This window comes from Pseudochryseolinea flava, from assembly GCF_003286915.1.
Taxonomy (GTDB): domain Bacteria; phylum Bacteroidota; class Bacteroidia; order Cytophagales; family Cyclobacteriaceae; genus Ohtaekwangia; species Ohtaekwangia flava.
Map to the genome: position 1 here is coordinate 1 of NZ_QMFY01000030.1, position 19,799 is coordinate 19,799.

General features: G+C 43.5%; 18 protein-coding genes and 1 tRNA gene. 13 read left to right on the top strand and 6 right to left on the bottom strand.

Annotation, left to right across the window (positions count from 1 at the left end):
* Nucleotides 1–590: 590 nt before the first annotated feature.
* A tRNA-Arg gene (locus tag DQQ10_RS27175) sits at nucleotides 591–662 on the bottom strand.
* A 194-nt stretch (nucleotides 663–856) separates the two neighbouring features.
* A complete protein-coding gene (gene hflX / locus DQQ10_RS27180) occupies nucleotides 857–2,056 on the bottom strand; it encodes a GTPase HflX (RefSeq protein ID WP_112750109.1) in 1,200 nt (399 codons plus the stop codon).
* A gap of 181 nt (nucleotides 2,057–2,237) precedes the next feature.
* Between hflX and DQQ10_RS27185 the strand changes: the two genes are divergently transcribed.
* The 12 genes from DQQ10_RS27185 to DQQ10_RS27240 all read left to right on the top strand — a co-directional run bounded on the left by DQQ10_RS27185 (nucleotide 2,238) and on the right by DQQ10_RS27240 (nucleotide 15,439).
* Complete coding sequence (locus DQQ10_RS27185) at nucleotides 2,238–3,350, top strand: glycosyltransferase family 4 protein (RefSeq protein ID WP_112750110.1); 1,113 nt, start codon at nucleotides 2,238–2,240, stop codon at nucleotides 3,348–3,350.
* A gap of 16 nt (nucleotides 3,351–3,366) precedes the next feature.
* Nucleotides 3,367–3,921, top strand: coding sequence for a dTDP-4-dehydrorhamnose 3,5-epimerase (gene rfbC / locus DQQ10_RS27190; protein WP_112750111.1), 555 nt, complete (start codon nucleotides 3,367–3,369; stop codon nucleotides 3,919–3,921).
* Nucleotides 3,922–4,030: 109 nt separating this feature from the next.
* The gene (locus DQQ10_RS27195) at nucleotides 4,031–4,702 is read left to right on the top strand and encodes a polysaccharide biosynthesis/export family protein (RefSeq protein ID WP_245970559.1); all 672 of its coding nucleotides are present in this window, start codon (nucleotides 4,031–4,033) and stop codon (nucleotides 4,700–4,702) included.
* Complete coding sequence (locus DQQ10_RS27200; protein ID WP_112750113.1) at nucleotides 4,702–7,053, top strand: GumC family protein; 2,352 nt, start codon at nucleotides 4,702–4,704, stop codon at nucleotides 7,051–7,053. Before DQQ10_RS27195 ends, DQQ10_RS27200 begins: the two co-directional genes overlap by 1 nt.
* A gap of 1 nt (nucleotide 7,054) precedes the next feature.
* Nucleotides 7,055–7,786 carry a tyrosine-protein phosphatase gene (locus DQQ10_RS27205; RefSeq protein ID WP_112750114.1) on the top strand — a complete coding sequence of 244 codons (732 nt, stop codon included), beginning with the start codon at nucleotides 7,055–7,057 and terminating at the stop codon, nucleotides 7,784–7,786.
* A gap of 40 nt (nucleotides 7,787–7,826) precedes the next feature.
* Complete coding sequence (locus DQQ10_RS27210) at nucleotides 7,827–8,813, top strand: NAD-dependent epimerase/dehydratase family protein (protein WP_112750115.1); 987 nt, start codon at nucleotides 7,827–7,829, stop codon at nucleotides 8,811–8,813.
* Between the two features lie 60 nt (nucleotides 8,814–8,873).
* Nucleotides 8,874–10,283 carry a tetratricopeptide repeat protein gene (locus DQQ10_RS27215; RefSeq protein ID WP_112750116.1) on the top strand — a complete coding sequence of 470 codons (1,410 nt, stop codon included), beginning with the start codon at nucleotides 8,874–8,876 and terminating at the stop codon, nucleotides 10,281–10,283.
* On the top strand, nucleotides 10,283–11,086 hold the full coding sequence (locus DQQ10_RS27220) for a phosphosulfolactate synthase (RefSeq protein WP_112750117.1): 804 nt from the start codon (nucleotides 10,283–10,285) through the stop codon (nucleotides 11,084–11,086). The genes DQQ10_RS27215 and DQQ10_RS27220 overlap by 1 nt, the downstream gene beginning before the upstream one ends.
* Before the next feature lie 9 nt (nucleotides 11,087–11,095).
* The gene (locus DQQ10_RS27225; RefSeq protein ID WP_133259786.1) at nucleotides 11,096–12,034 is read left to right on the top strand and encodes a DUF368 domain-containing protein; all 939 of its coding nucleotides are present in this window, start codon (nucleotides 11,096–11,098) and stop codon (nucleotides 12,032–12,034) included.
* A gap of 2 nt (nucleotides 12,035–12,036) precedes the next feature.
* The gene (locus tag DQQ10_RS27230) at nucleotides 12,037–12,777 is read left to right on the top strand and encodes a shikimate dehydrogenase family protein (RefSeq protein ID WP_112750119.1); all 741 of its coding nucleotides are present in this window, start codon (nucleotides 12,037–12,039) and stop codon (nucleotides 12,775–12,777) included.
* A 120-nt stretch (nucleotides 12,778–12,897) separates the two neighbouring features.
* Complete coding sequence (gene uvrB, locus DQQ10_RS27235; RefSeq protein WP_112750120.1) at nucleotides 12,898–14,919, top strand: excinuclease ABC subunit UvrB; 2,022 nt, start codon at nucleotides 12,898–12,900, stop codon at nucleotides 14,917–14,919.
* Nucleotides 14,920–15,010: 91 nt separating this feature from the next.
* Nucleotides 15,011–15,439, top strand: a complete 429-nt coding sequence (locus tag DQQ10_RS27240; RefSeq protein ID WP_112750121.1) for a hypothetical protein — start codon at nucleotides 15,011–15,013, stop codon at nucleotides 15,437–15,439.
* Nucleotides 15,440–15,558: 119 nt separating this feature from the next.
* Here DQQ10_RS27240 and DQQ10_RS27245 read toward each other — a convergent pair whose 3' ends face one another.
* From DQQ10_RS27245 to DQQ10_RS27260, 4 genes are all read right to left on the bottom strand, one after another.
* On the bottom strand, nucleotides 15,559–16,161 hold the full coding sequence (locus DQQ10_RS27245; protein WP_112750122.1) for a superoxide dismutase: 603 nt from the start codon (nucleotides 16,159–16,161) through the stop codon (nucleotides 15,559–15,561).
* 108 nt (nucleotides 16,162–16,269) lie between these two features.
* Entirely contained in the window at nucleotides 16,270–16,623 is a 354-nt protein-coding gene (locus tag DQQ10_RS27250; protein WP_112750123.1) for a DUF3127 domain-containing protein, read from the bottom strand.
* Between the two features lie 6 nt (nucleotides 16,624–16,629).
* Entirely contained in the window at nucleotides 16,630–17,073 is a 444-nt protein-coding gene (locus tag DQQ10_RS27255; protein ID WP_112750124.1) for a nucleoside deaminase, read from the bottom strand.
* Between the two features lie 144 nt (nucleotides 17,074–17,217).
* Nucleotides 17,218–17,784 carry a hypothetical protein gene (locus tag DQQ10_RS27260; RefSeq protein ID WP_112750125.1) on the bottom strand — a complete coding sequence of 189 codons (567 nt, stop codon included), beginning with the start codon at nucleotides 17,782–17,784 and terminating at the stop codon, nucleotides 17,218–17,220.
* Between the two features lie 101 nt (nucleotides 17,785–17,885).
* Here DQQ10_RS27260 and aspS point away from each other — a divergent pair, with 101 nt between their 5' ends.
* Entirely contained in the window at nucleotides 17,886–19,649 is a 1,764-nt protein-coding gene (aspS, locus tag DQQ10_RS27265) for an aspartate--tRNA ligase (protein WP_112750126.1), read from the top strand.
* Nucleotides 19,650–19,799: the final 150 nt, after the last annotated feature.

The window sequence follows — 19,799 nt, forward strand, 5'->3', positions numbered from 1 at the left end:
TGTCGGGAGAACCTATCCCTGGCAGGTTGCTCCTCAGCAGAGCCTTGCTTCTGTTTTGGTTCAACAACACAAAATTCAAATCAGCAAACTATATTTACAACCTGTTCAAATTCACAGCCACTTTCACATTGACGTTGAATTGAGAATTCAGTACGCGCCCCATCGATTGTGATGCGCAAGTAGACCATTGGCAGGATGGAATTTGATTTCGATTTTCTTAGGACGAAATTTTGATTGAATGTCTTTTGCATGATTCACCAGTTATAGTTGAAAATAGTACTAGTGATTGCTTGAAATCAAGATGTTCACAAACTGTACAAGCTTGATTACCATTCCAATGATCGACATTCTGTCGGGAGAACCTATCCCTGGCAGGTTGCTCCTCAGCAGAGCCTGCTTCTGTTTTGGTTCAACAACACAAAATTCAAATCAGCAAACTATATTTACAACCTGTTCAATTCCCAGCCACTTTCAACCTAAAGCCTCACCATAGAAATGACTTGTATTGAATGATTTGGTGTGGATTAAAAAACAAAAACCGCATTTCCATTAAGATTACGCGGTTTTGATTTTAGATGATTGTGTATTAGTAGTCCCGACAGGAATCGAACCTGCATCAAAAGTTTAGGAAACTCCTATTCTATCCATTGAACTACGGGACCGGGGTTTTGTTATTAGTTATCAGTTATTAGTTATTAGTCGTCGCTATCGTTTTACATCGAACCTGCATCAAAAGTTTTATCCCGACGACGGTTTAGTTACTAGTTATCAGTTATTCGTTATCAGTACTATTAACCGATAACTGATAACCGTTAACTCTCCCAGCGGTCGCAAATTTATAAAATATTGGTTACCGTCAAGTTGTTTCTGTTGGCCACGGTGAAAATTCGTAGCTGTCTTTTAGAAAGTTCGGAAAGATTTGAAGATGGCGCTCTTTTACGCGCTCGAATATCAGTTGCTTTAAAGCGGTGATGTTTTCATTGCCTAACGCCGACACAAAAATTACATCAGCATACCCATGTTGACGATAATAGCCGCGCATCTCTTCTAAATTTGCCTCTGGAAATTTCTCACGATAGAGATCGATTTTATTCAACACTAAAATCGTTGGAATGTTTGCTGCACCAATTTCACCCAATGTCTTTGATACGACTTCAATTTGGTTGTCGTGAAAAGGATGCGCTAAGTCAACGACGTGTAACAACAGATCTGCTTCCCTCACTTCATCGAGTGTAGACTTAAAAGATTCGATCAAGTGATGTGGAAGTTTGCGAATAAATCCAACGGTATCAGAAAGCAAAAAAGGAATATTACCAAACACGACTTTGCGAACCGTCGAGTCAACGGTGGCAAATAATTTATTCTCAGCCAACACACCAGACCCCGACAACAAATTCATCAATGTAGATTTCCCGACGTTGGTGTATCCCACCAAAGCTACACGCACAACGTTGCTCCTACCCTTGCGTTGCGTAGCGCGTTGCTTTTCGATTTTCTCCAGTTGTTCCTTCAATAGGGAGATACGGAATTTAATATTTCGTCTATCGGTTTCAATTTCTTTTTCACCGGCACCACCACGCGTACCTGTTCCGCCGCGTTGTCTTTCCAAGTGAGTCCACATGCGTGTAAGTCTTGGAAGAAGATATTGGTTCATGGCCAGTTCGACTTGCGTTCGCGCCTGCGCGGTTTGCGCACGCCATAAGAATATGTCGAGGATCAACAAACTTCTGTCGTATACACGAACCTTTAAATCTTCCTGCTCCTTAGCGTTGAATGTGCGTTCAAGGTTTCGAAGTTGCGAAGGGGATAAATCTTCATCGAAGATCACATTCTTCACTTTATTAGACAAGACAAAATTCTTCACTTCATCGAGCTTACCTTTTCCAAGGAATGTTCTCGGGTCAGGATGGGCCAAATTTTGAATGACGCGGTTCACGGTCTTAATGCCCGATGTTTCCGCCAAAAACGCTAACTCATCCAGATGCTCGTCTGTCTCTTGCTGTCCTTTTGGACTACCAATCGCGACTAAAACCGCTGTATTTTCTTCTACTTCCATAAAATTTCCCTGCTTGCGGGGAGGCGAACTTAACGGATATTTAATTACAAACGTTATCGAGAGCGGTTACTTTTTTTTACATTTGGTGAATCTAAACCCGAGATTTAACATTCATGTCTCGTATTTCGGCAACTTGTCGGAAGTATAGGTAGATGAAATGTTTCTCATAACCAGAGCCCGAATGAGAATCGCCATCGTCTTAAATACATCCTGGAATATTTACAATTTCAGGATGAACTTTGTGAAGACCCTCATTGAAAAGGGATACGAAGTTCATACCATCGCGCCCATTGACGACTATGCGCACTTCTTGGTTGAAGCCGGCTGTATTCACCACGCCGTAAAAATGGACAGTCGTGGTGCAAATCCCATTAAAGATGCCGCTTTAATTGTCGAATTGTTGATGATTTACCGCAAGATTAAGCCCGATATTATTCTTCACTACACGATTAAGCCAAATGTATATGGCACACTTGCAGCAGCAATACTTCGTATTCCTGTGGTTAACAATGTGTGTGGACTGGGCACCGTTTTTCTCAAAGACAATCTCGTATCAGCCATTGCCATCGGTCTTTACAAATTTGCATTCCGATTCGCTGACAAAGTATTCTTTCAAAACCCAGACGATTTAAAATTATTTTTAGATAAAAAACTCGTTCATCCACAGGCAGTCGATCTCGTGCCTGGTTCCGGAATTGATTTGGAGCACTTCACCCCAAAACGCTATGAACGTAACGATCGCTTTACATTCCTTTTGATCTCAAGATTGATTACGGACAAAGGCGTGCTTGAATACATTGAAGCCGTAAAAAAATTACGATCGTCGGGAGTCGATGCGCGTTTCCAAATTCTCGGTGCCATGGACCCTGAACACAAACGCGGTATCAAAACAGAAGTCGTAAACGATTGGATTAAGTCTGGTACAATCGAGTACCTTGGCACCACAGACGATGTGAGGATGTTTATCGACAAGGCTGATTGCATTGTTCTACCCTCCTATCGTGAAGGCACGCCACGCACGCTACTTGAAGCCGCTAGTTCGAGTAAGCCTATCATTGCTACAGACGTGCCGGGCTGTAACCATGTTGTTACCGACAATTACAATGGCTTCCTCTGCAAACTAAAAGATTCTGACGATCTCGCCGATAAGATGAAGAAAATGGCAGGACTTCCAGCAAATGCACTTCAACGTTTTGGAGAAAATGGGCGCACCAAAATGGAAGCAGAATACAGTCAAACACTAGTAATTAATAAGTATCTTGCGGCCCTTGAAAAATTCAAGAGAGCTTCTTAAATACTATTGTTGATTCATGAACATTATTAAGACCGGCATTGAAGGGCTGGTAGAAATTATACCTACTATTTATAAAGACGATCGTGGTTGGTTTTTTGAACTATTCCGCGAAGATCATTTTCGCAACCATGGTATCAATCCAAAATTTATTCAAGACAATCAATCCTTTTCTAAGAAGGGCGTAGTCCGAGGTTTGCATCTTCAGCTTGATCCTTATGCACAAGGAAAACTTGTTTCCGTCATTTCCGGAAAAGTGCTGGATGTAGTTGTTGATCTCCGGAAAGGTTCGTCGACATTCGGAAAAGTCCATTACTGCACGCTCGACTCGGAACGCCGAAATTTGCTTTTCGTGCCAGAAGGCTTTGCACATGGTTTTTCAGCGCTTGAGGATTCAATTTTCTTTTATAAATGTACGAATACGCATCACCCAGGGGCTGAAATCGGGATTCGTTGGAATGACCCTGACCTCGCGATTGATTGGACGGTTAAAGAACCCCTGCTTTCAGCAAAAGACAAGAACCATCCGACACTCAACGAGTTATTGATAAAATCCGTAATTTCACGTAATTGAATCAGTTAAATTCATTGCGTTGAGAACATTTTTTGCACGACTTCAAGTCATTTTTTATTTGTCGGCCGGCTTCATGCTCGCGTCTTGCGCTTCATATAAACAGAATATTATGTTCACCGTGAAAGAGGGCCAGGCGCTAAAGGGGAAAGTGAATGCTGTGGAAAAAAATTATGTCATTCAAAAAAATGACTTGTTGCAGTTGCAAGTGTACACCAACAAGGGCGAAAAATTGATTGACCCGCAGGCCATCATCAGTAAAGACGCGCCAGTCACGACTGTCGAACAGCAACCTACGTACTTAGTGCAGACAACAGGCCTGGTAAAATTTCCAATGATCGATTCAATCATGCTTGAGTCTTTAACCATCAATGAAGCCGAGAAACTTTTGCAACAAGCCTATCTGAAATACTATCAGGATCCATTTGTTGTATTAAAATACGCAAACAAACGGGTAGTTGTTTTGGGAGCACCTGGCGGTCAAGTAATACCATTAACGAACGAGAACATTCGTGTTACCGAAATACTTGCGCTAGCAAAAGGTATAAACAACGATGGGCGTGCAAATAACATTCGCATTTTGCGTGGTGACAAAGTTCTACTTTCCGACTTCAGTACATTCGAGGGGTATCAAACAACGAATTATTTGGTTGAATCCGGCGACATCATTTACGTAGAACCTATCCGGAGACCTTTTGTCGAAGCGATGCGCGACTACGCTCCTGCCATCAGCGTTGTAACGACCTTCACAACACTCATTGTCGTGATTATCGGATTAAAATAATGATGCTCGAATCAAATAAAATAGGACCACCGGTAGCCCTCCCCAACACTGAGGGAATTGACATCAACAAACTCAGGGTGACGATTTGGGATAATATCTTATGGATACTCCTGATCTTCGTCGTTACGAATACGGCTGCCTATCTCGTTATCCGGTACTCCAAAGACATTTATCAATCGGTATCCGAGTTAAAACTTGACATCAAGAACGAAGCGACGGAACTTGGCATTGCGACGATAACTTCCGATGAACCCCAAAACGCAGATTTGATCTCAGGAGAAATCGAAATAATCCGCTCAAAACTTTTCTTGAATATCGTTTTAGACAGCATCAACCTAAGTGTATCATATTTCAACAAAGGTGAGTTATTGAACCACGAGCTGTTCGGAAATACGCCCTACCACATCGAATATAAAAATGTAGACGACGGGCTATACAATATCCCTTTACATTTGACGGAGACAGACGGTAATTCCTTTTCAATAAAAGTCGGCGAGAGCCAAAGGAAAATCACGGGAAAGTTTAATGAACCGATTAACCTCGATGCATCCGTCGTCACGATCAAACGAAATCCTAACTTCAAGGAAAGCGATGAGGAAATTGAGTTCTTTTTCATCATCAACAGTCGTGATGTGCTGATGAACTACCTCATTGCAAACCTCACCGTCGAGCCACTGAACTTTTACGCAAAAACGATTCGCGTTGCTTTTAAAGATAACAATCCATCAAAAGCCCGTGCTATCCTCCAGGTGATCGATGATGTGTACTTGAAGTATAGTCATGAGCAAAAAAACCTAGCAAACAAACAAAAGATTGATTGGCTCAACAACGAACTCCAGCAAATCGAAGAGAAGATGGAAGGTTATGAAAACTATTTCAAACATTTCACCCTTCAAAATAAGACCAACAATCTAGACGAAGATTTGAAGCGTACGGTGACAGCCATCAGTAGGCTTGACTCACAGCGCTACGAGTTTGCCAGCCGCATGCAGGAGCTCAATCAATTATCTGATGGCCTGCGTTCCAAAAAGTTCTTTGTATCACCAGGGCTTCGTAAAATATTACCAGAATATATTTCTAAAAATTTAGATCGTGTACAAGAGCTTTTCTTGACGCAAGAAAAATTAAAACTTTCTTATAACGAGACAACTTTTGCATACCGTGAACTGGAGAAGGAAATAGAAACCCATAGTACACGCGCCATTGAACACATCAACGCGCTGCGAACCGACATCATGAAACGCTCCCAAGAAGTTGCACAGCAAAAGAATCTTTTAGAGAGCGAATTTATAAACATGCCTGACAAGAGCACGCAGTATTCTAAGAACGAAAGGTTTTATAAACTCTATGAAGAATTCTATTTGATTTTGATGCAATCCAAATCAGGATTTGAAATCGCCAAGGCGGGCGCTACGACAGACTTCAAGATATTATCGCCTGCAACATTCTCTGATCACCCCATCGCTCCAAACCGTTTAATGATTGCCGGCATCGGACTCGTGTCAAGTTTCACACTCATCATTTTTTTTATCGGGTTTCTATACATCATCAACAATAAGATTACAAACCTACAAGAACTTGAGAAGTTAAGTGGTGTCCCTGTTCTCGGTGTTATTCCATCGTCTAAGCTGGAGGGCAATCTTTATATCGTCGATCAACCGAAGTCGATCGTTAGCGAGGCTCTCCGCACACTTCGCACAAACCTAGAATATTTTTTATCCGACACAGTACAAAAAGTAGTTGCCATTTCATCTACGGTATCAGGCGAAGGAAAATCATTTGTTGCAATCAACTTGGGTGCTGCCATTGCTATGTCGCAAAAGAAAGTATTACTGGTCGACCTAGACATGCGCAAGGTAAAGCACAACATTCCCTTCCCGGTTACGGACCATACGAAAGGCATGAGCACAATACTGATCCGACGTCATAGCTGGGAAGAGTGCCTTGTTAAGACGCAGGTTGACTATCTCGACTTCATCCCTTCAGGCCCTACACCGCCTAATCCATCGGAGCTTTTACTTCGCGAAGATTTCAACGCACTGCTACTTGAACTGAAGAAGCACTACGAATACATTATCCTTGACACGCCACCTGTTGGTTTATTAACCGACGGTATTCAGGCAATGCGTCAAGCGGATGTGTCCATATATATTTTCCGAGCAAATTATTCTAAGCGCGAATTCATGTTGAATCTTCAGCGTATTATCAACATCAACAAATTCACCAATATTTGTTCGATCCTTAACGCGATGTCTTCCGCGGGCGAACAAGCCTATGGATACGGCTATGGCTACTATGAGGACGAAAAGAATACAGGTGTAAAGAAGATCAAGGAGATTTTTAAAATTTAGCGTGCTAAACTGGTTTAAAAAAAAGCAAGTTCCCCATGCGCCGCCGATCCATGTGGATGTTCATTCGCATTTACTGGCGGGTATTGACGATGGCGTGCAATCACTCGAAGATGCCGAGGAAATTATTTTGCATTTCAAAAGTCTAGGATATACAAAACTGATCACTACGCCCCACGTGATGAGCGATGCCTATCGAAACACAACAGAAGGAATTCTTAAAAAACGAGATGAGCTCCGGCAGCGCTTACGAGAAAAGGGAATCGACATAATCATTGAAGCAGCTGCAGAGTATTACCTTGATGATGCCGTATTTAAGATGCTGCAAGAGAATCAGCCGATGCTTACTTTTGGAGACCATCGATATCTACTTTTCGAAACCAATTTCCTCACAGAACCTTTCAATTTGAAAGAGTTTATATTTCTCGCGCAATCAAAAGGGTATACGCCCGTGTTAGCACACCCTGAGCGTTATTTGTATCTGCAGAACAATTGGAATGCGCTCGAAGACCTTTTCACACGACAAGTTCGATTTCAGGTAAATATAAGTTCGATCACAGGTTACTACAGTAAAGGTGTACAGGTGACGGCGCAGAAATTAATTGACAAAGGCTGGGTCCATATGCTCGGCAGCGATTGCCACCACTTCCAGCACGCCCAGCTAGTAAGTTCAGCACAAAAATCGAAGTACTTTCAAAAAGCTTTATCTTTGCCGCTGCTGAACAACACGCTTTAAATGCGTCACAAAGCATCGCTCACATTTTAACATCAGATTAATGATTGCAGTTACAGGCGCGAATGGTCTACTCGGAAGTTTTATTGTCCGTCAACTGATCACCGAAGAAATACCTTTTGTCGCGTTGAAAAGAAAAGGCAGCGACATATCACTATTAGATGATGTGGCCGATAAAATTCAATGGCGCGATGCAGATGTACTCGATGTATTTTCACTTCAAGATGCCTTCGTCAACATCACCCATGTCATTCATACGGCTGCAATCGTGTCGTTCAACGGCCGGCGTGCACAAGAAGTAATGGACATCAACGTTGTCGGCACACGCAATGTCGTAAACACTTGTATCGACGCCGGTGTGAAGCGCCTGATCCACGTCAGCTCCGTAGCGGCATTGGGCAGACAAAAAGGACAAACGTTCATTGATGAAAATCACAAATGGGTTGATAGTCCGTTGAATAGTACTTATGCAAAATCAAAGTACCTAGCAGAACTTGAAGTTGCGCGTGGTCAAGAAGAAGGTCTTAGCACAGTAACAATAAATCCTTCGGTAATATTGGCGCCTGCCGATTGGCGCAAGAGTAGTGCGCAGCTTTTTAAATATGTGTGGGATCAGCGAGCTTTCTATCTTGATGCGTACCTGAACTATGTTGATGTACGTGACGTAGCGGCGATAGCAGTACAGTTGCTTGACTCGCCAATTGAAGCACAACGTTTTATCGTAAGCTCGGGAAAAATTAGCTTCTACGATTTCTTTAAAAAAGTCGCTCGCTTTTTCAATAAAAAATCACCGTCGATAAAGCCGCCGCGGAAACTTTTACATTTAGTTGCTGGTTTGGAGCGCATGAGAACTTGGTTTACAAAAACGGAACCATTAATTACATCGGAGACAGTCCGTTTGGCAGGAACAGAGTTTCTTTACAATAACAAAAAAGTGCGAATGGAACTTGATTTCGAATTTCAACCGATTGATACAACATTACACTGGTGCTGTCAATATTACATCCGACAAATGGGCACTAAAAATTAACGCCAGAAGGTGTTAGCTTTCCGGCTTATTTATCTTTATTTTAGGAAAACCTTTCAGTACATGTCTAAAGAATATCGCAAAAGAGAAGAAGAAGGAAACGAGCTGATTAGACGATTTGAAGACCACCTACGGAAAAAGAAAGCTGAATTTTTTGACCTTGACGCCTACGAACAGATCATAGATCACTACATGCTTCGTGGCAAACACACGAAAGCATTGCAGGCTGTCAATCAAGCCATCAGTCAATATCCTTTCTCGACCGAGCTAATCACCATTAAAGCGCAAATTCTTTCAAACCTTGAAGAGTATAAAGAAGCGTTGGAATTGTTGGAGCAAGCGCATGCACTACAACCTAACGATCCGGAAATTTTTCTGACGATAGGTTCGATTCAATCCCTTCAAGGAAATCATGCCGACGCGATTGAAAGCTATCAGCAAGCACTCACGTTCGCCGATGACAAAGACGAAGTGTATTACAGCATTGGTCTTGCGCATCAAAGCATGGAAGATTATCCGCGCGCTATAGAAGCCTACAAACAAGCGATCGAAATCAATATCAATCACGACGGTGCACTCTACGAGCTTGCTTTTTGTCTTGACGTTACCGGTCAACTTGAAAGTAGCATTGAATATTACCAGAAATTCATCGACGAAGATCCATACTCGGGCGCAGCGTGGTACAACCTCGGCATTGTTTATAATAAATTAGAAAACTACGCTGAGGCATTAAACGCCTACGACTACGCCATCACGATCGACGAAAATTTTGCTTCCGCACATTTCAATATGGGTAATACCTATATGAACATGTCGGAGTATACAAAGGCGCTCGATGCGTTTAGAAAAACAGTCGACATCGAAGGGCCTAGTCCGGAGGTGTACTGCTGTATCGGGGCAGCCTATGAAAGTCTTGAGCAATACGAACTTGGCTTGAAGTATTTTCAAAAAGCAGCGAAGCTCGACAACTTGTACGATGAAGCTTGGTTTGGCGCAGGCGCTTGTCTTGAAAAACAAGAAAAGTGGTACCAGGCGCTTCACTTCTACAACAAGGCCCTAAAGATCCATCCAGAAAACTCAGAGTACTGGAAGGCTGTAGCACATGCCGAATTTAAAGTGGGAAACCACGTATCGAGCATGGATGCGTACGAAGAGGCTGCCAAATTAGATCCTACCGACAAAGAAATATGGTTGAATTGGTCCTTTATCTTTTATGAACAAGGTGACTTTGAAAAGGCCATTGAAACCCTCCTGATCGGTTTTGACGAGATTCCTGACGATTCTGAACTGTTTTACCGCATGACGGTGTACCTGATTGAAGCGGGCCGATTTAAAGAAGCCTTTAATTATTTGGAAAATGCTTTAATTTTGGACTTCGATGGCCATACCGTCCTTTTCGATTTCTTTCCAAAACTCGAAACGCAGAAGGCGCTGTATAAAATCATCGAACAGTTTAGAAAAGATAACAAGTAATGAATTACAACCTTAATAACTTGCCTGAGCGAACAAGTAAGCCCAGGCAATATGGTTTTACTATGGCCATGGACAAAGGGCTAAGCATTAGACAAGCTGAAGACTTTGTAAGTATTTGTGCAGACCACGTAGACATCGTAAAACTGGGTTGGGCAACGTCCTTTGTCACACCAAATCTCAAAGACAAGCTAAAAGTCTATAAAGACGCTGGTATTCCAGTCTACTTCGGAGGAACACTCTTTGAAGCGTTTATTATCCGCGATCAATTTGATGACTACCGTAGACTCCTCGATAAATTCGACATGTCGTTTGCCGAAGTTTCCGACGGTTCTATCGATCTTGATCATGACAAGAAATGTGATTACATCACCAAACTTTCGGAGCAAGTAACTGTACTTTCGGAAGTAGGCTCAAAAGATGCAGACAAAATCATCCCGCCTTATCTGTGGATCGACTTGATGCAAAAAGAACTTGACGCAGGCGCTTGGAAAGTAATTGGTGAAGCACGTGAAGGCGGAAATGTAGGATTGTTCCGCTCTACAGGTGAAGTTCGCTCAGGACTCGTACAAGAAATTCTGACAAAAATTCCGTTTGAAAAAATCATCTGGGAAGCGCCACAAAAAGCTCAGCAGGTTTGGTTTATCAAATTGCTTGGTGCCAATGTTAACCTGGGAAATATTGCTCCCGAAGAAGTAATTCCATTGGAGACCATTCGATTAGGATTACGGGGTGATACCTTTTTACATTTCCTCGGTATTGAGAAAAAGAACACCAACACAGCACCTCCGTTTGAAGTGGATTGACCTTACAATTTGAGAAGACCTCAAGACTATATTTTTCTTTTCATCAAAGGAGTTTGCATGGGCGGTGCAAATGTTCTTCACGGAGTCTCCGGCGGAACCGTTGCGTTCATGACGGGCATCTATGAGGAATGGATCTACACCCTCAACTGCTTTGATCTTGAGGCTCTCCAACTTTTCAAAAAATTTGCTTTCCGCGAACTCTGGCAAAAATTAAACGGCCCTTTCCTGGTCACGGTCTTCGGCGGCATCGCCGTAGGACTTTTATTTCTTGCAGCCGCTTTATATAACCTGGTTAGGCTCCATCCTATTCCATTGTATTCCTTTTTCTTTGGTCTCATGACGATGTCGGCACCACTTGCATTGCGAAAGATTAAAAATTGGAATATCGGAACTGCTGCAGCATTAGTCGCCGGAATATCGCTCAGCTACCTACTTACAAGGCTTCCTGGCTTTACATCCCCTGATTATGGGTGGTTTTTATTGCTTGCGGGCTTCCTCACAGCATCGGGACTCATTTGGACCAGCATTTCCTGTGCGCTTATGCTTTTGCTGTTGGGACAATATTCCGTGCTTGCAGGGTCGATAAAAGCCTTAAACTTCCCGAATTTAGCCGTTTTCGGCCTCGGGTTTCTGCCCGGACTAATGGTCAATGCAAGAATAAGCCGCTCATTGCTTGTTCATTACCATGACGCTGGCGTAGCTTTGCTCGCCGGACTAATGTTAGGTTCCTTGAACAAACTTTGGCCTTGGCGAGAAACCCTTGAATTCATGACCAATTTCAGGGGCGAACAAATTCCGGCTTTTGATAGAAGTGTCTTGCCGTGGGATTTAATGGCGACAACTGGCAAAGATCCACTTGTCTTTCAAGCTATCGCCATGATGGCCCTCGGCGTTTTTATAGTGGTTTTAACAGAACGAATTGGGGCTAGACTTAAAACAAAAATCTGAACATGGAAAAAGTATTTGGGCTGATTGGGCAAACCGTTAGCCACTCATTCTCGAAAGCGTATTTTGATGAGAAATTCTTTCGCGAAGGATTAAGGGATTACCGATACGAATTGTTTCCCCTCGGAAATATCACGGAGATCGAAAGATTATTGAACGATACGAAAGGCCTTACCGGACTTAACGTAACGATTCCGTACAAAGAACAAGTCATTAAATACCTCGACGAGGTGGACGGTGTCGCTAAAAAAATCGGCGCTGTTAATGTTATCCGAATCAAAGATGGCAAGCTTAAAGGTTTTAATACAGACTCTGAAGCTTTCCAAGAAACACTCGATAAATGGCTTCCTGCAGATCACCAATTTAAGGCCCTCGTGCTCGGAACTGGTGGTTCATCAAAAGCTGTTCAAGAAGCGCTAAACAACCTGAAAATCAATTACACGCTGGTATCGCGCGATGCGCGTAAAGGTGTTGTCTCTTATTCTGAATTAGAGAAGGATTCGTCGTTGATCACAAACTCAAAGTTGATCATCAACACAACGCCACTCGGTATGAGCCCGAATACGGAAGCTATGCCGCCAATCGATTATGAATTACTCGGTGCTGATCATTATGTGTACGATCTAATCTACAATCCTGCACGAACATTGTTCTTACAAAAATCTGAGATGAGAGGAGCCGTGATCAAAAATGGTTTGGAGATGCTTCACGTACAAGCAGAAAAATCTTGGGCGATCTGGAATTAGTCGCTGTAAATCGTTATTCAAAGGCTACCCTACCCGGTAGCCTTTTTGTTTGGACGCCGTGTGAAACTTTTTAACTGTTTCTCCGATTATAGACTTCATAATATCCCTTAATTTCCGTTCATGGATTTCAAACTCAACAGCGAATACGTTCCTACCGGCGACCAGCCTAAAGCCATTGAACAACTTATCTCAGGACTCGACAATGGCGAACCGCATCAGACGTTGCTTGGTGTAACCGGATCAGGAAAAACATTCACGATGGCAAACGTAATCGCGAAAACGAATCGTCCTACCCTCGTGCTAAGTCATAATAAAACATTGGCGGCACAGTTGTACGGCGAGTTCAAACACTTCTTTCCGGAAAATGCTGTTGAATACTTTATCTCCTACTACGACTACTATCAACCTGAAGCATTTATTCCAACGTCGGGATTATACATCGAAAAAGATCTGTCAATCAACGAAGAAATTGAAAAGCTGCGACTGAGTGCAACGTCGTCGCTACTCACGGGAAGACGCGATGTAATTGTGATCGCTTCTGTTTCTTGCATCTACGGTATTGGAAACCCCGACGAGTTTGGCAAGAATGTGATCAAACTGAAAGCCGGTGAAATCATCGCGCGCAACAAACTACTCTTTGCCTTAGTTGATATTTTATACAACCGAACAGAACTCGAATTTAAACGCGGCACTTTCCGCGTGAAGGGCGATACCGTTGACATCTTCTTGGCATACGCAGATTATGCAATCCGGATTTATTTCTGGGGTGATGAGATTGAATCGATCCAACGCATCGATCCCCACTCAGGAAAGAAGATCTCGGATGAAAAAGTAGTGACAATCTTTCCTGCAAATCTCTTCGTTACCGGCAAGAGTGTATTGCATACTGCGATTCGTGAAATTCAAGATGACATGGTCGCACAAGTCGACATGTTCACGAACGAAAAAAGACACCTCGAAGCTAAACGTCTGAAGGAGAGAACAGAGTTTGATCTTGAAATGATGCGCGAATTAGGCTACTGTTCTGGCGTAGAAAACTATTCACGTTATTTCGATAGACGCCAACCTGGCGCCAGACCATTCTGTCTGATCGATTATTTTCCAGACGACTTTCTCTTAGTAGTCGATGAAAGTCACGTGACGATACCACAAGTAAGAGCGATGTGGGGTGGCGATCGCTCTCGCAAAGTTAATCTTGTAGATTATGGTTTCAGACTTCCATCTGCGTTAGACAACCGCCCTCTAACATTCAATGAATTTGAATCATTGATTTCGCAGGCTGTGTATGTTAGCGCAACACCCGGTGAATATGAACTGCGGAAATCAGAAGGTGTTGTTGTGGAACAATTGATTCGCCCAACAGGATTGCTCGATCCTCAGATTGATGTACGCCCGAGCAAGAACCAAGTAGACGATCTACTCGAAGAAATTGACGAGCGCGTAAAGAAAAATGAACGCGTGCTCGTGACAACGCTTACAAAACGCATGGCCGAAGAACTTACAAAGTATATGGATCGCGTGGGTATCAAGTGTCGCTACATCCACTCGGAAGTTCATACCCTTGATCGTGTGGAAATTTTGCGTGAGTTACGTTTAGGCGTGTACGATGTACTAGTCGGTGTCAATTTATTGCGAGAAGGACTTGATCTTCCTGAGGTATCACTCGTTGCCATTCTCGATGCAGACAAAGAAGGGTTCTTGCGTAATCAACGTTCACTTGTTCAAACGATCGGTCGCGCTGCGCGAAATGAAAATGGAAAAGTCATTATGTACGCTGACACCGTTACCGAGTCTATGCAAGTAGCGATTGAAGAAACAAATCGCCGTCGTAAAATCCAGGAGGATTATAACAAAGCCAATGGCATCATTCCGAAGACCGTGTTAAAATCGCGCGAGGCAATCCTGGCACAAACGAAGGTAGTAGACTCTAAAAAATCCGTGAAGAAATACTACGTCGAAGACGAAGAGGCTACACTCGCAGCAGATCCAGTAGTAGCCTATCTGTCAAAAGAAGAACTTCAAAAAATGGCAGACCGCACGCGTAAGGCTATGGAGAAAGCGGCTAAAGAACTTGAGTTTATGGAAGCTGCTAAACTTCGCGATGAGTATCTTGCGATTCAAAAGAAACTCGAAGAGAAATAATCCAATCGTTACACAGAGGTTCGCAGAGGAATACAAAGAGATTCACAAAGACTAACACACCATTACATTTTTCAATCCGGTTCCCATTTACATGAAAGGATTTTTTTTAACTACCGCTGTTCTATTTTTTACAGCCTTGAATGTTTCTGCTCAGATCGCTAAAGACTTTATGGTCGGCGGTGGATTTGACCTGATCAAAACAGACAACGATGGATTCTTAGGCAAAGGGCAATTCGCCACCGAAGGACACTATTTCGTTACGCGACAATTTACACTCTCGTCAGGATTAGAAGTCTGGACAGACGAAGGTGTTAGTTTATCACTTGGCGCACGATGGTTTCCCGTGGAGGAAGCATTTGTAAGAATGAGAGGATTAATCGGTGAAAACGATTTGGTTATTGGTGGTGGTTGGACCAAACCAGTTAATGAAAATTTGCGCTTCGAAGCAATGGCTGACTTCTACTTCGAAGGAGAGTTTGCTATTCGCGCGGGGTTGATGTATGTGATTCGGAGAAAATGAGTTCGTAGAGAAGTAAGGAGTAAGGAGCAGGTAGTAAGAAGAAGAAGTAAGAAGTAATGCTTAAAAATAAAAGAGGTCGTACGAAATACGACCTCTTTTATTTTGCATGGCATCGCTGCTTATTTCGCAGCAAATCTCTTTGCTACTTCATCCCAGTTCACAACATTCCAGAAAGCCGTGATGTAATCAGGTCTTCTGTTTTGGTAGTTGAGATAGTAAGCGTGTTCCCAAACGTCAAGCCCGAGGAGCGGTGTGCCTTTTGCTTCAGCAACATCCATCAACGGATTATCTTGGTTTGGTGTAGACGTAATTGCCAGTTTACCGCTTGCATCTTTGATGAGCCAAGCCCACCCTGATCCGAAGCGTGTTGTAGCTGCAGCAGCAAATTTGGTTTTGAATTCGTCGAAGTTACCGAAAGCAGCGTTGATCGCTTCGGCAAGTGCACCAGTAGGTGCCGCTGATCCCGTTCCAAGGATGCTCCAGAATAAGCTGTGGTTATAATGACCACCACCGTTGTTGCGAACCGCTGCAGGGTACTTTGAAATATTCTTACAAATATCTTCAATGCTTAATTTCTCTGCATCAGTACCTGCAATGGCGTTGTTCAGGTTAGTAACATATGCGTTGTGATGTTTGCCATGGTGAATTTCCATGGTACGTGCATCGATATGCGGTTCCAAAGCATTGAATGCGTACGGAAGCGCAGGAAGAGTAAATGCCATAATCAATTACAAATTTATAGGTTGAACATTCTGTTGAATCAAATATACAACCAGAACCCTACCAAGAAAATTCATTCGAGTTAAGATTGTGTTGATTCAACCTAACAACTAGAAGGGCAGATCATCTGACGCGCTGCTCTCTTGGCTATAGAATGGCTCTTCTGTCGCCGTTGGTGCGCCTTGTCCACCACCGCTTGAACCCGCTTTCTCAAGTTTCCACGCACGTGCTTCAGTGTACCAACGTCCATTGTACTCGCGGCTTTCTAGGTCCACACCAATGCTTACTTGATCTCCAACATTGACATTGAATTGATCAATCTTATCACCCCAAATTGAAAGACACACTTTCTTGGGATATTGTCCCGGTGTTTCTACGATGAACTCCTGTTTTTTCCACTGACCTTTTTTTCCCATCCCTGTTTGCAATGGGAGCAATTGAATTACACGTCCTTTTATATCCATCTTAAATTATTTTCGAATACGTTTAAAAAAATCATCGATGAGCGCTTTGCATTCATCTGCTTTGATCCCCTTTTCTATAATTGTTTTCGGATGCAACAATGGCGTACTTACCAGAGAAAATCCGCGCTGTACATCAGAGGCACCAAAAACAACTTTGCTCATCTGCGTCCAATGCAATGCACCGGCACACATCACGCAAGGCTCCAGTGTCACGTACAAAGCACATTCTGTCAAATATTTTGAACCCAGATAATTTGCAGCTGCTGTCACCGCAAGCATCTCTGCATGCGCGGTAGCATCCGTTAATTTTTCTGTTTGATTGTGCGCCCGCGCGATGACGCGATTTTTACAAACCACCACCGCTCCTACCGGAACTTCACCAATGTCGAAAGCCTTTTTTGCTTCCTTTAGCGCCTCTCGCATGAAGTACTCATCGGTAAATAACTCCATAGCCGGCAAAGGTAATTCTTATCTCCTAAACTGCAAGATGGAAATAGGAGTCTGCGAATTTGTCTGGAAAACCGGAGAAAGCAGAAAGCCTAAAGCAAAAAGCGATCGGTCACTTTTCTTGAACACACACCAACGTCAACACGCTCACTTCACCCTAATCGCATTCATCATCGCCTTCGCGGTATCTTTCCATTCTTCCTTGATACGTCTTGGACAATTGAATGAAAAGACTAAGGTACGCCCTGGTTGCACGAGGTACCCGATGTAAGTATACTTCATGACGGGATCGGTAAAACCTTCTTGCTGGCGATTACCGTTGACACGCGAATCAAACTCGAAGAAAATGAACTTCTTTCCATTGACATCCCGCACGCCTTCCGACAGCATATCGACGCGATCGAACATGTTCAACAGACTTGATTTAAAAAAGCTTTTTACCATTTCTAAGTCGGCGTCTGGCCACTGGGTTGCAGATACGTTAACGGCGAAATCGACAAGGCGCTCTTCATCGGTATATGCCGCCAAGGGTGCTCTCACGGAAGGATAGCGCTCAGTAAAATCGAGGTTGTCCATGGCACGCCAGGTTTTGGGAATCGAAACGGTGATCTGATCGTTGACTTTGGTTTTCACCAACTTAGGCTTTCCTGCGGCGAGACAGATCAAAACCATCACCATCAATACGTTAAGGGTTACACTTTTAATTTTCGGCATATCATGAATGGAGACAAAGTATTATTAAATTCGCGCCTGCTTATAACTGCAGAATGGCCTGTTTTATTGGGCAGGCCGGAGCAAAATTAATTAAAACTCACATGTTACGAACTCATACCTGCGGCGAACTGAGAATTGCCGATGCGAACAAACAAGTTACTCTGACCGGCTGGGTACAACGCCTCCGTGATAAAGGCAGCGTCCTTTGGGTCGATTTGCGCGATCGTTATGGCATTACGCAGCTCATTTTCGAAGAAGGTAAAACCGATGCAGCACTGCTTCAATCAGCGCGAACATTGGGCCGGGAATTCGTTGTCCAAGTGAGTGGTACGGTTGTCGAACGTCTCTCAAAAAATGATAAGATTGCAACCGGCGAAATCGAATTAAAAGTATCGACTTTAAATATTCTCAACGCGGCAAAACTTCCGCCATTCACGATCGAAGACGATACCGATGGTGGCGACGAGTTGCGTATGAAATATCGCTACCTCGATCTTCGTAGAAACGTTGTACGCGAAAGCTTACAACTGCGCCACAAGGTCGCGCAACAAACACGTCAATACCTCGATACACAAAATTTTATCGAAGTAGAAACGCCCGTGCTCATCAAATCAACGCCTGAGGGTGCGCGCGATTTTGTTGTACCTTCACGCGTACACCACGGCGAATTTTACGCCCTCCCACAATCACCACAAACATTCAAGCAGTTGTTGATGGTATCCGGCTTTGATCGATACTATCAAATCGTAAAATGTTTCCGTGATGAAGACTTGCGCGCGGATCGCCAACCTGAATTTACACAGATTGACTGCGAGATGTCTTTCATCACCCAAGAAGACATTCTCAATACGTTCGAAGGTCTTATTCGTCATCTCTTCAAGAATGTAAAAGGTATCGATCTACCATCGGTACCGCGTATGTTCTATGATGACGCCATGAAACTTTACGGTTCCGATAAACCTGACACGCGCTTCGACATGAAGTTCGCGGAACTTACGGAACTCACACGTGGAAAAAACTTCCCTGTGTTTGATGCCGCCGAGCTTGTTGTGGGAATCGCAGCAACGGGTTGTGCCGAATATACGCGCAAGCAGATCGATGAGCTTACGGAGTTTGTAAAGCGTCCACAGATCGGCGCTAAAGGACTTGTCTACGTTCAATACAAGGCCGATGGTACTTTCAAATCTTCCGTTGATAAATTCTACAGCGCCGACGACTTGAAAGCTTGGGCAGAAAAAGCAAACGCTAAACCTGGCGATCTGATCTTGATCCTCGCCGGTGAAACGCATACAACCCGTAAACAACTCAATGAACTTCGTTTACTCATGGGTGATAAACTTGGGCTTCGCGACAAGCAGAAGTTCTCGGCACTTTGGGTTGTGGACTTCCCACTGCTCGAATGGAATGAAGAAACGAATCGTTATCACGCGATGCACCATCCGTTCACGTCGCCTAAGCCGGAAGACATCGGCTTGTTGGATACCGACCCAGGAAAAGTGAGAGCGAATGCTTACGATATGGTTATTAACGGCACGGAAGTAGGCGGTGGATCTATTCGTATTCACGATAAGGCTACACAATCGTTAATGTTTACGCACCTTGGATTCAGCCAAGAAGAAGCGCAAAAACAATTCGGCTTCTTGATGGAAGCTTTTGAGTACGGCGCTCCGCCACACGGTGGTATTGCCTTTGGCTTCGATCGTTTGTGCTCAATCTTCGGTGGTGCAGATTCCATTCGTGACTTCATCGCATTCCCGAAGAACAATGCCGGACGCGACGTCATGATCGACTCTCCTTCTACCATCTCGCAAGAACAACTTACAGAGCTTGCGTTAGAAATCGCGAAAGTGAAACAGAAATCGTAGGTCGCAATCACGCTACAAAAAATAAAGAGGCTGTCTCAAAAGGGCAGCCTCTTCTTTTGTGTATGGATAAAAAAAAAGAAGAGAACGTGAGTCCTCTTCTAGTTGCAAGTCGTTATCTTGCTTGTGTGTACTAAAACAAAAGTAGTCTTT

Excerpts from the sequence above, each read along its gene's own strand:
- hflX (WP_112750109.1), bottom strand. The coding sequence starts at position 2,056 with ATGGAAGTAGAAGAAAATACAGCGGTTTTAGTCGCGATTGGTAGTCCA.
- DQQ10_RS27185 (WP_112750110.1), top strand. The coding sequence starts at position 2,238 with ATGAGAATCGCCATCGTCTTAAATACATCCTGGAATATTTACAATTTC.
- rfbC (WP_112750111.1), top strand. The coding sequence starts at position 3,367 with ATGAACATTATTAAGACCGGCATTGAAGGGCTGGTAGAAATTATACCT.
- DQQ10_RS27195 (WP_245970559.1), top strand. The coding sequence starts at position 4,031 with ATGTTCACCGTGAAAGAGGGCCAGGCGCTAAAGGGGAAAGTGAATGCT.
- DQQ10_RS27200 (WP_112750113.1), top strand. The coding sequence starts at position 4,702 with ATGATGCTCGAATCAAATAAAATAGGACCACCGGTAGCCCTCCCCAAC.
- DQQ10_RS27210 (WP_112750115.1), top strand. The coding sequence starts at position 7,827 with ATGATTGCAGTTACAGGCGCGAATGGTCTACTCGGAAGTTTTATTGTC.
- DQQ10_RS27215 (WP_112750116.1), top strand. The coding sequence starts at position 8,874 with ATGTCTAAAGAATATCGCAAAAGAGAAGAAGAAGGAAACGAGCTGATT.
- DQQ10_RS27220 (WP_112750117.1), top strand. The coding sequence starts at position 10,283 with ATGAATTACAACCTTAATAACTTGCCTGAGCGAACAAGTAAGCCCAGG.
- DQQ10_RS27230 (WP_112750119.1), top strand. The coding sequence starts at position 12,037 with ATGGAAAAAGTATTTGGGCTGATTGGGCAAACCGTTAGCCACTCATTC.
- uvrB (WP_112750120.1), top strand. The coding sequence starts at position 12,898 with ATGGATTTCAAACTCAACAGCGAATACGTTCCTACCGGCGACCAGCCT.
- DQQ10_RS27240 (WP_112750121.1), top strand. The coding sequence starts at position 15,011 with ATGAAAGGATTTTTTTTAACTACCGCTGTTCTATTTTTTACAGCCTTG.
- DQQ10_RS27245 (WP_112750122.1), bottom strand. The coding sequence starts at position 16,161 with ATGGCATTTACTCTTCCTGCGCTTCCGTACGCATTCAATGCTTTGGAA.
- DQQ10_RS27250 (WP_112750123.1), bottom strand. The coding sequence starts at position 16,623 with ATGGATATAAAAGGACGTGTAATTCAATTGCTCCCATTGCAAACAGGG.
- DQQ10_RS27255 (WP_112750124.1), bottom strand. The coding sequence starts at position 17,073 with ATGGAGTTATTTACCGATGAGTACTTCATGCGAGAGGCGCTAAAGGAA.
- DQQ10_RS27260 (WP_112750125.1), bottom strand. The coding sequence starts at position 17,784 with ATGCCGAAAATTAAAAGTGTAACCCTTAACGTATTGATGGTGATGGTT.
- aspS (WP_112750126.1), top strand. The coding sequence starts at position 17,886 with ATGTTACGAACTCATACCTGCGGCGAACTGAGAATTGCCGATGCGAAC.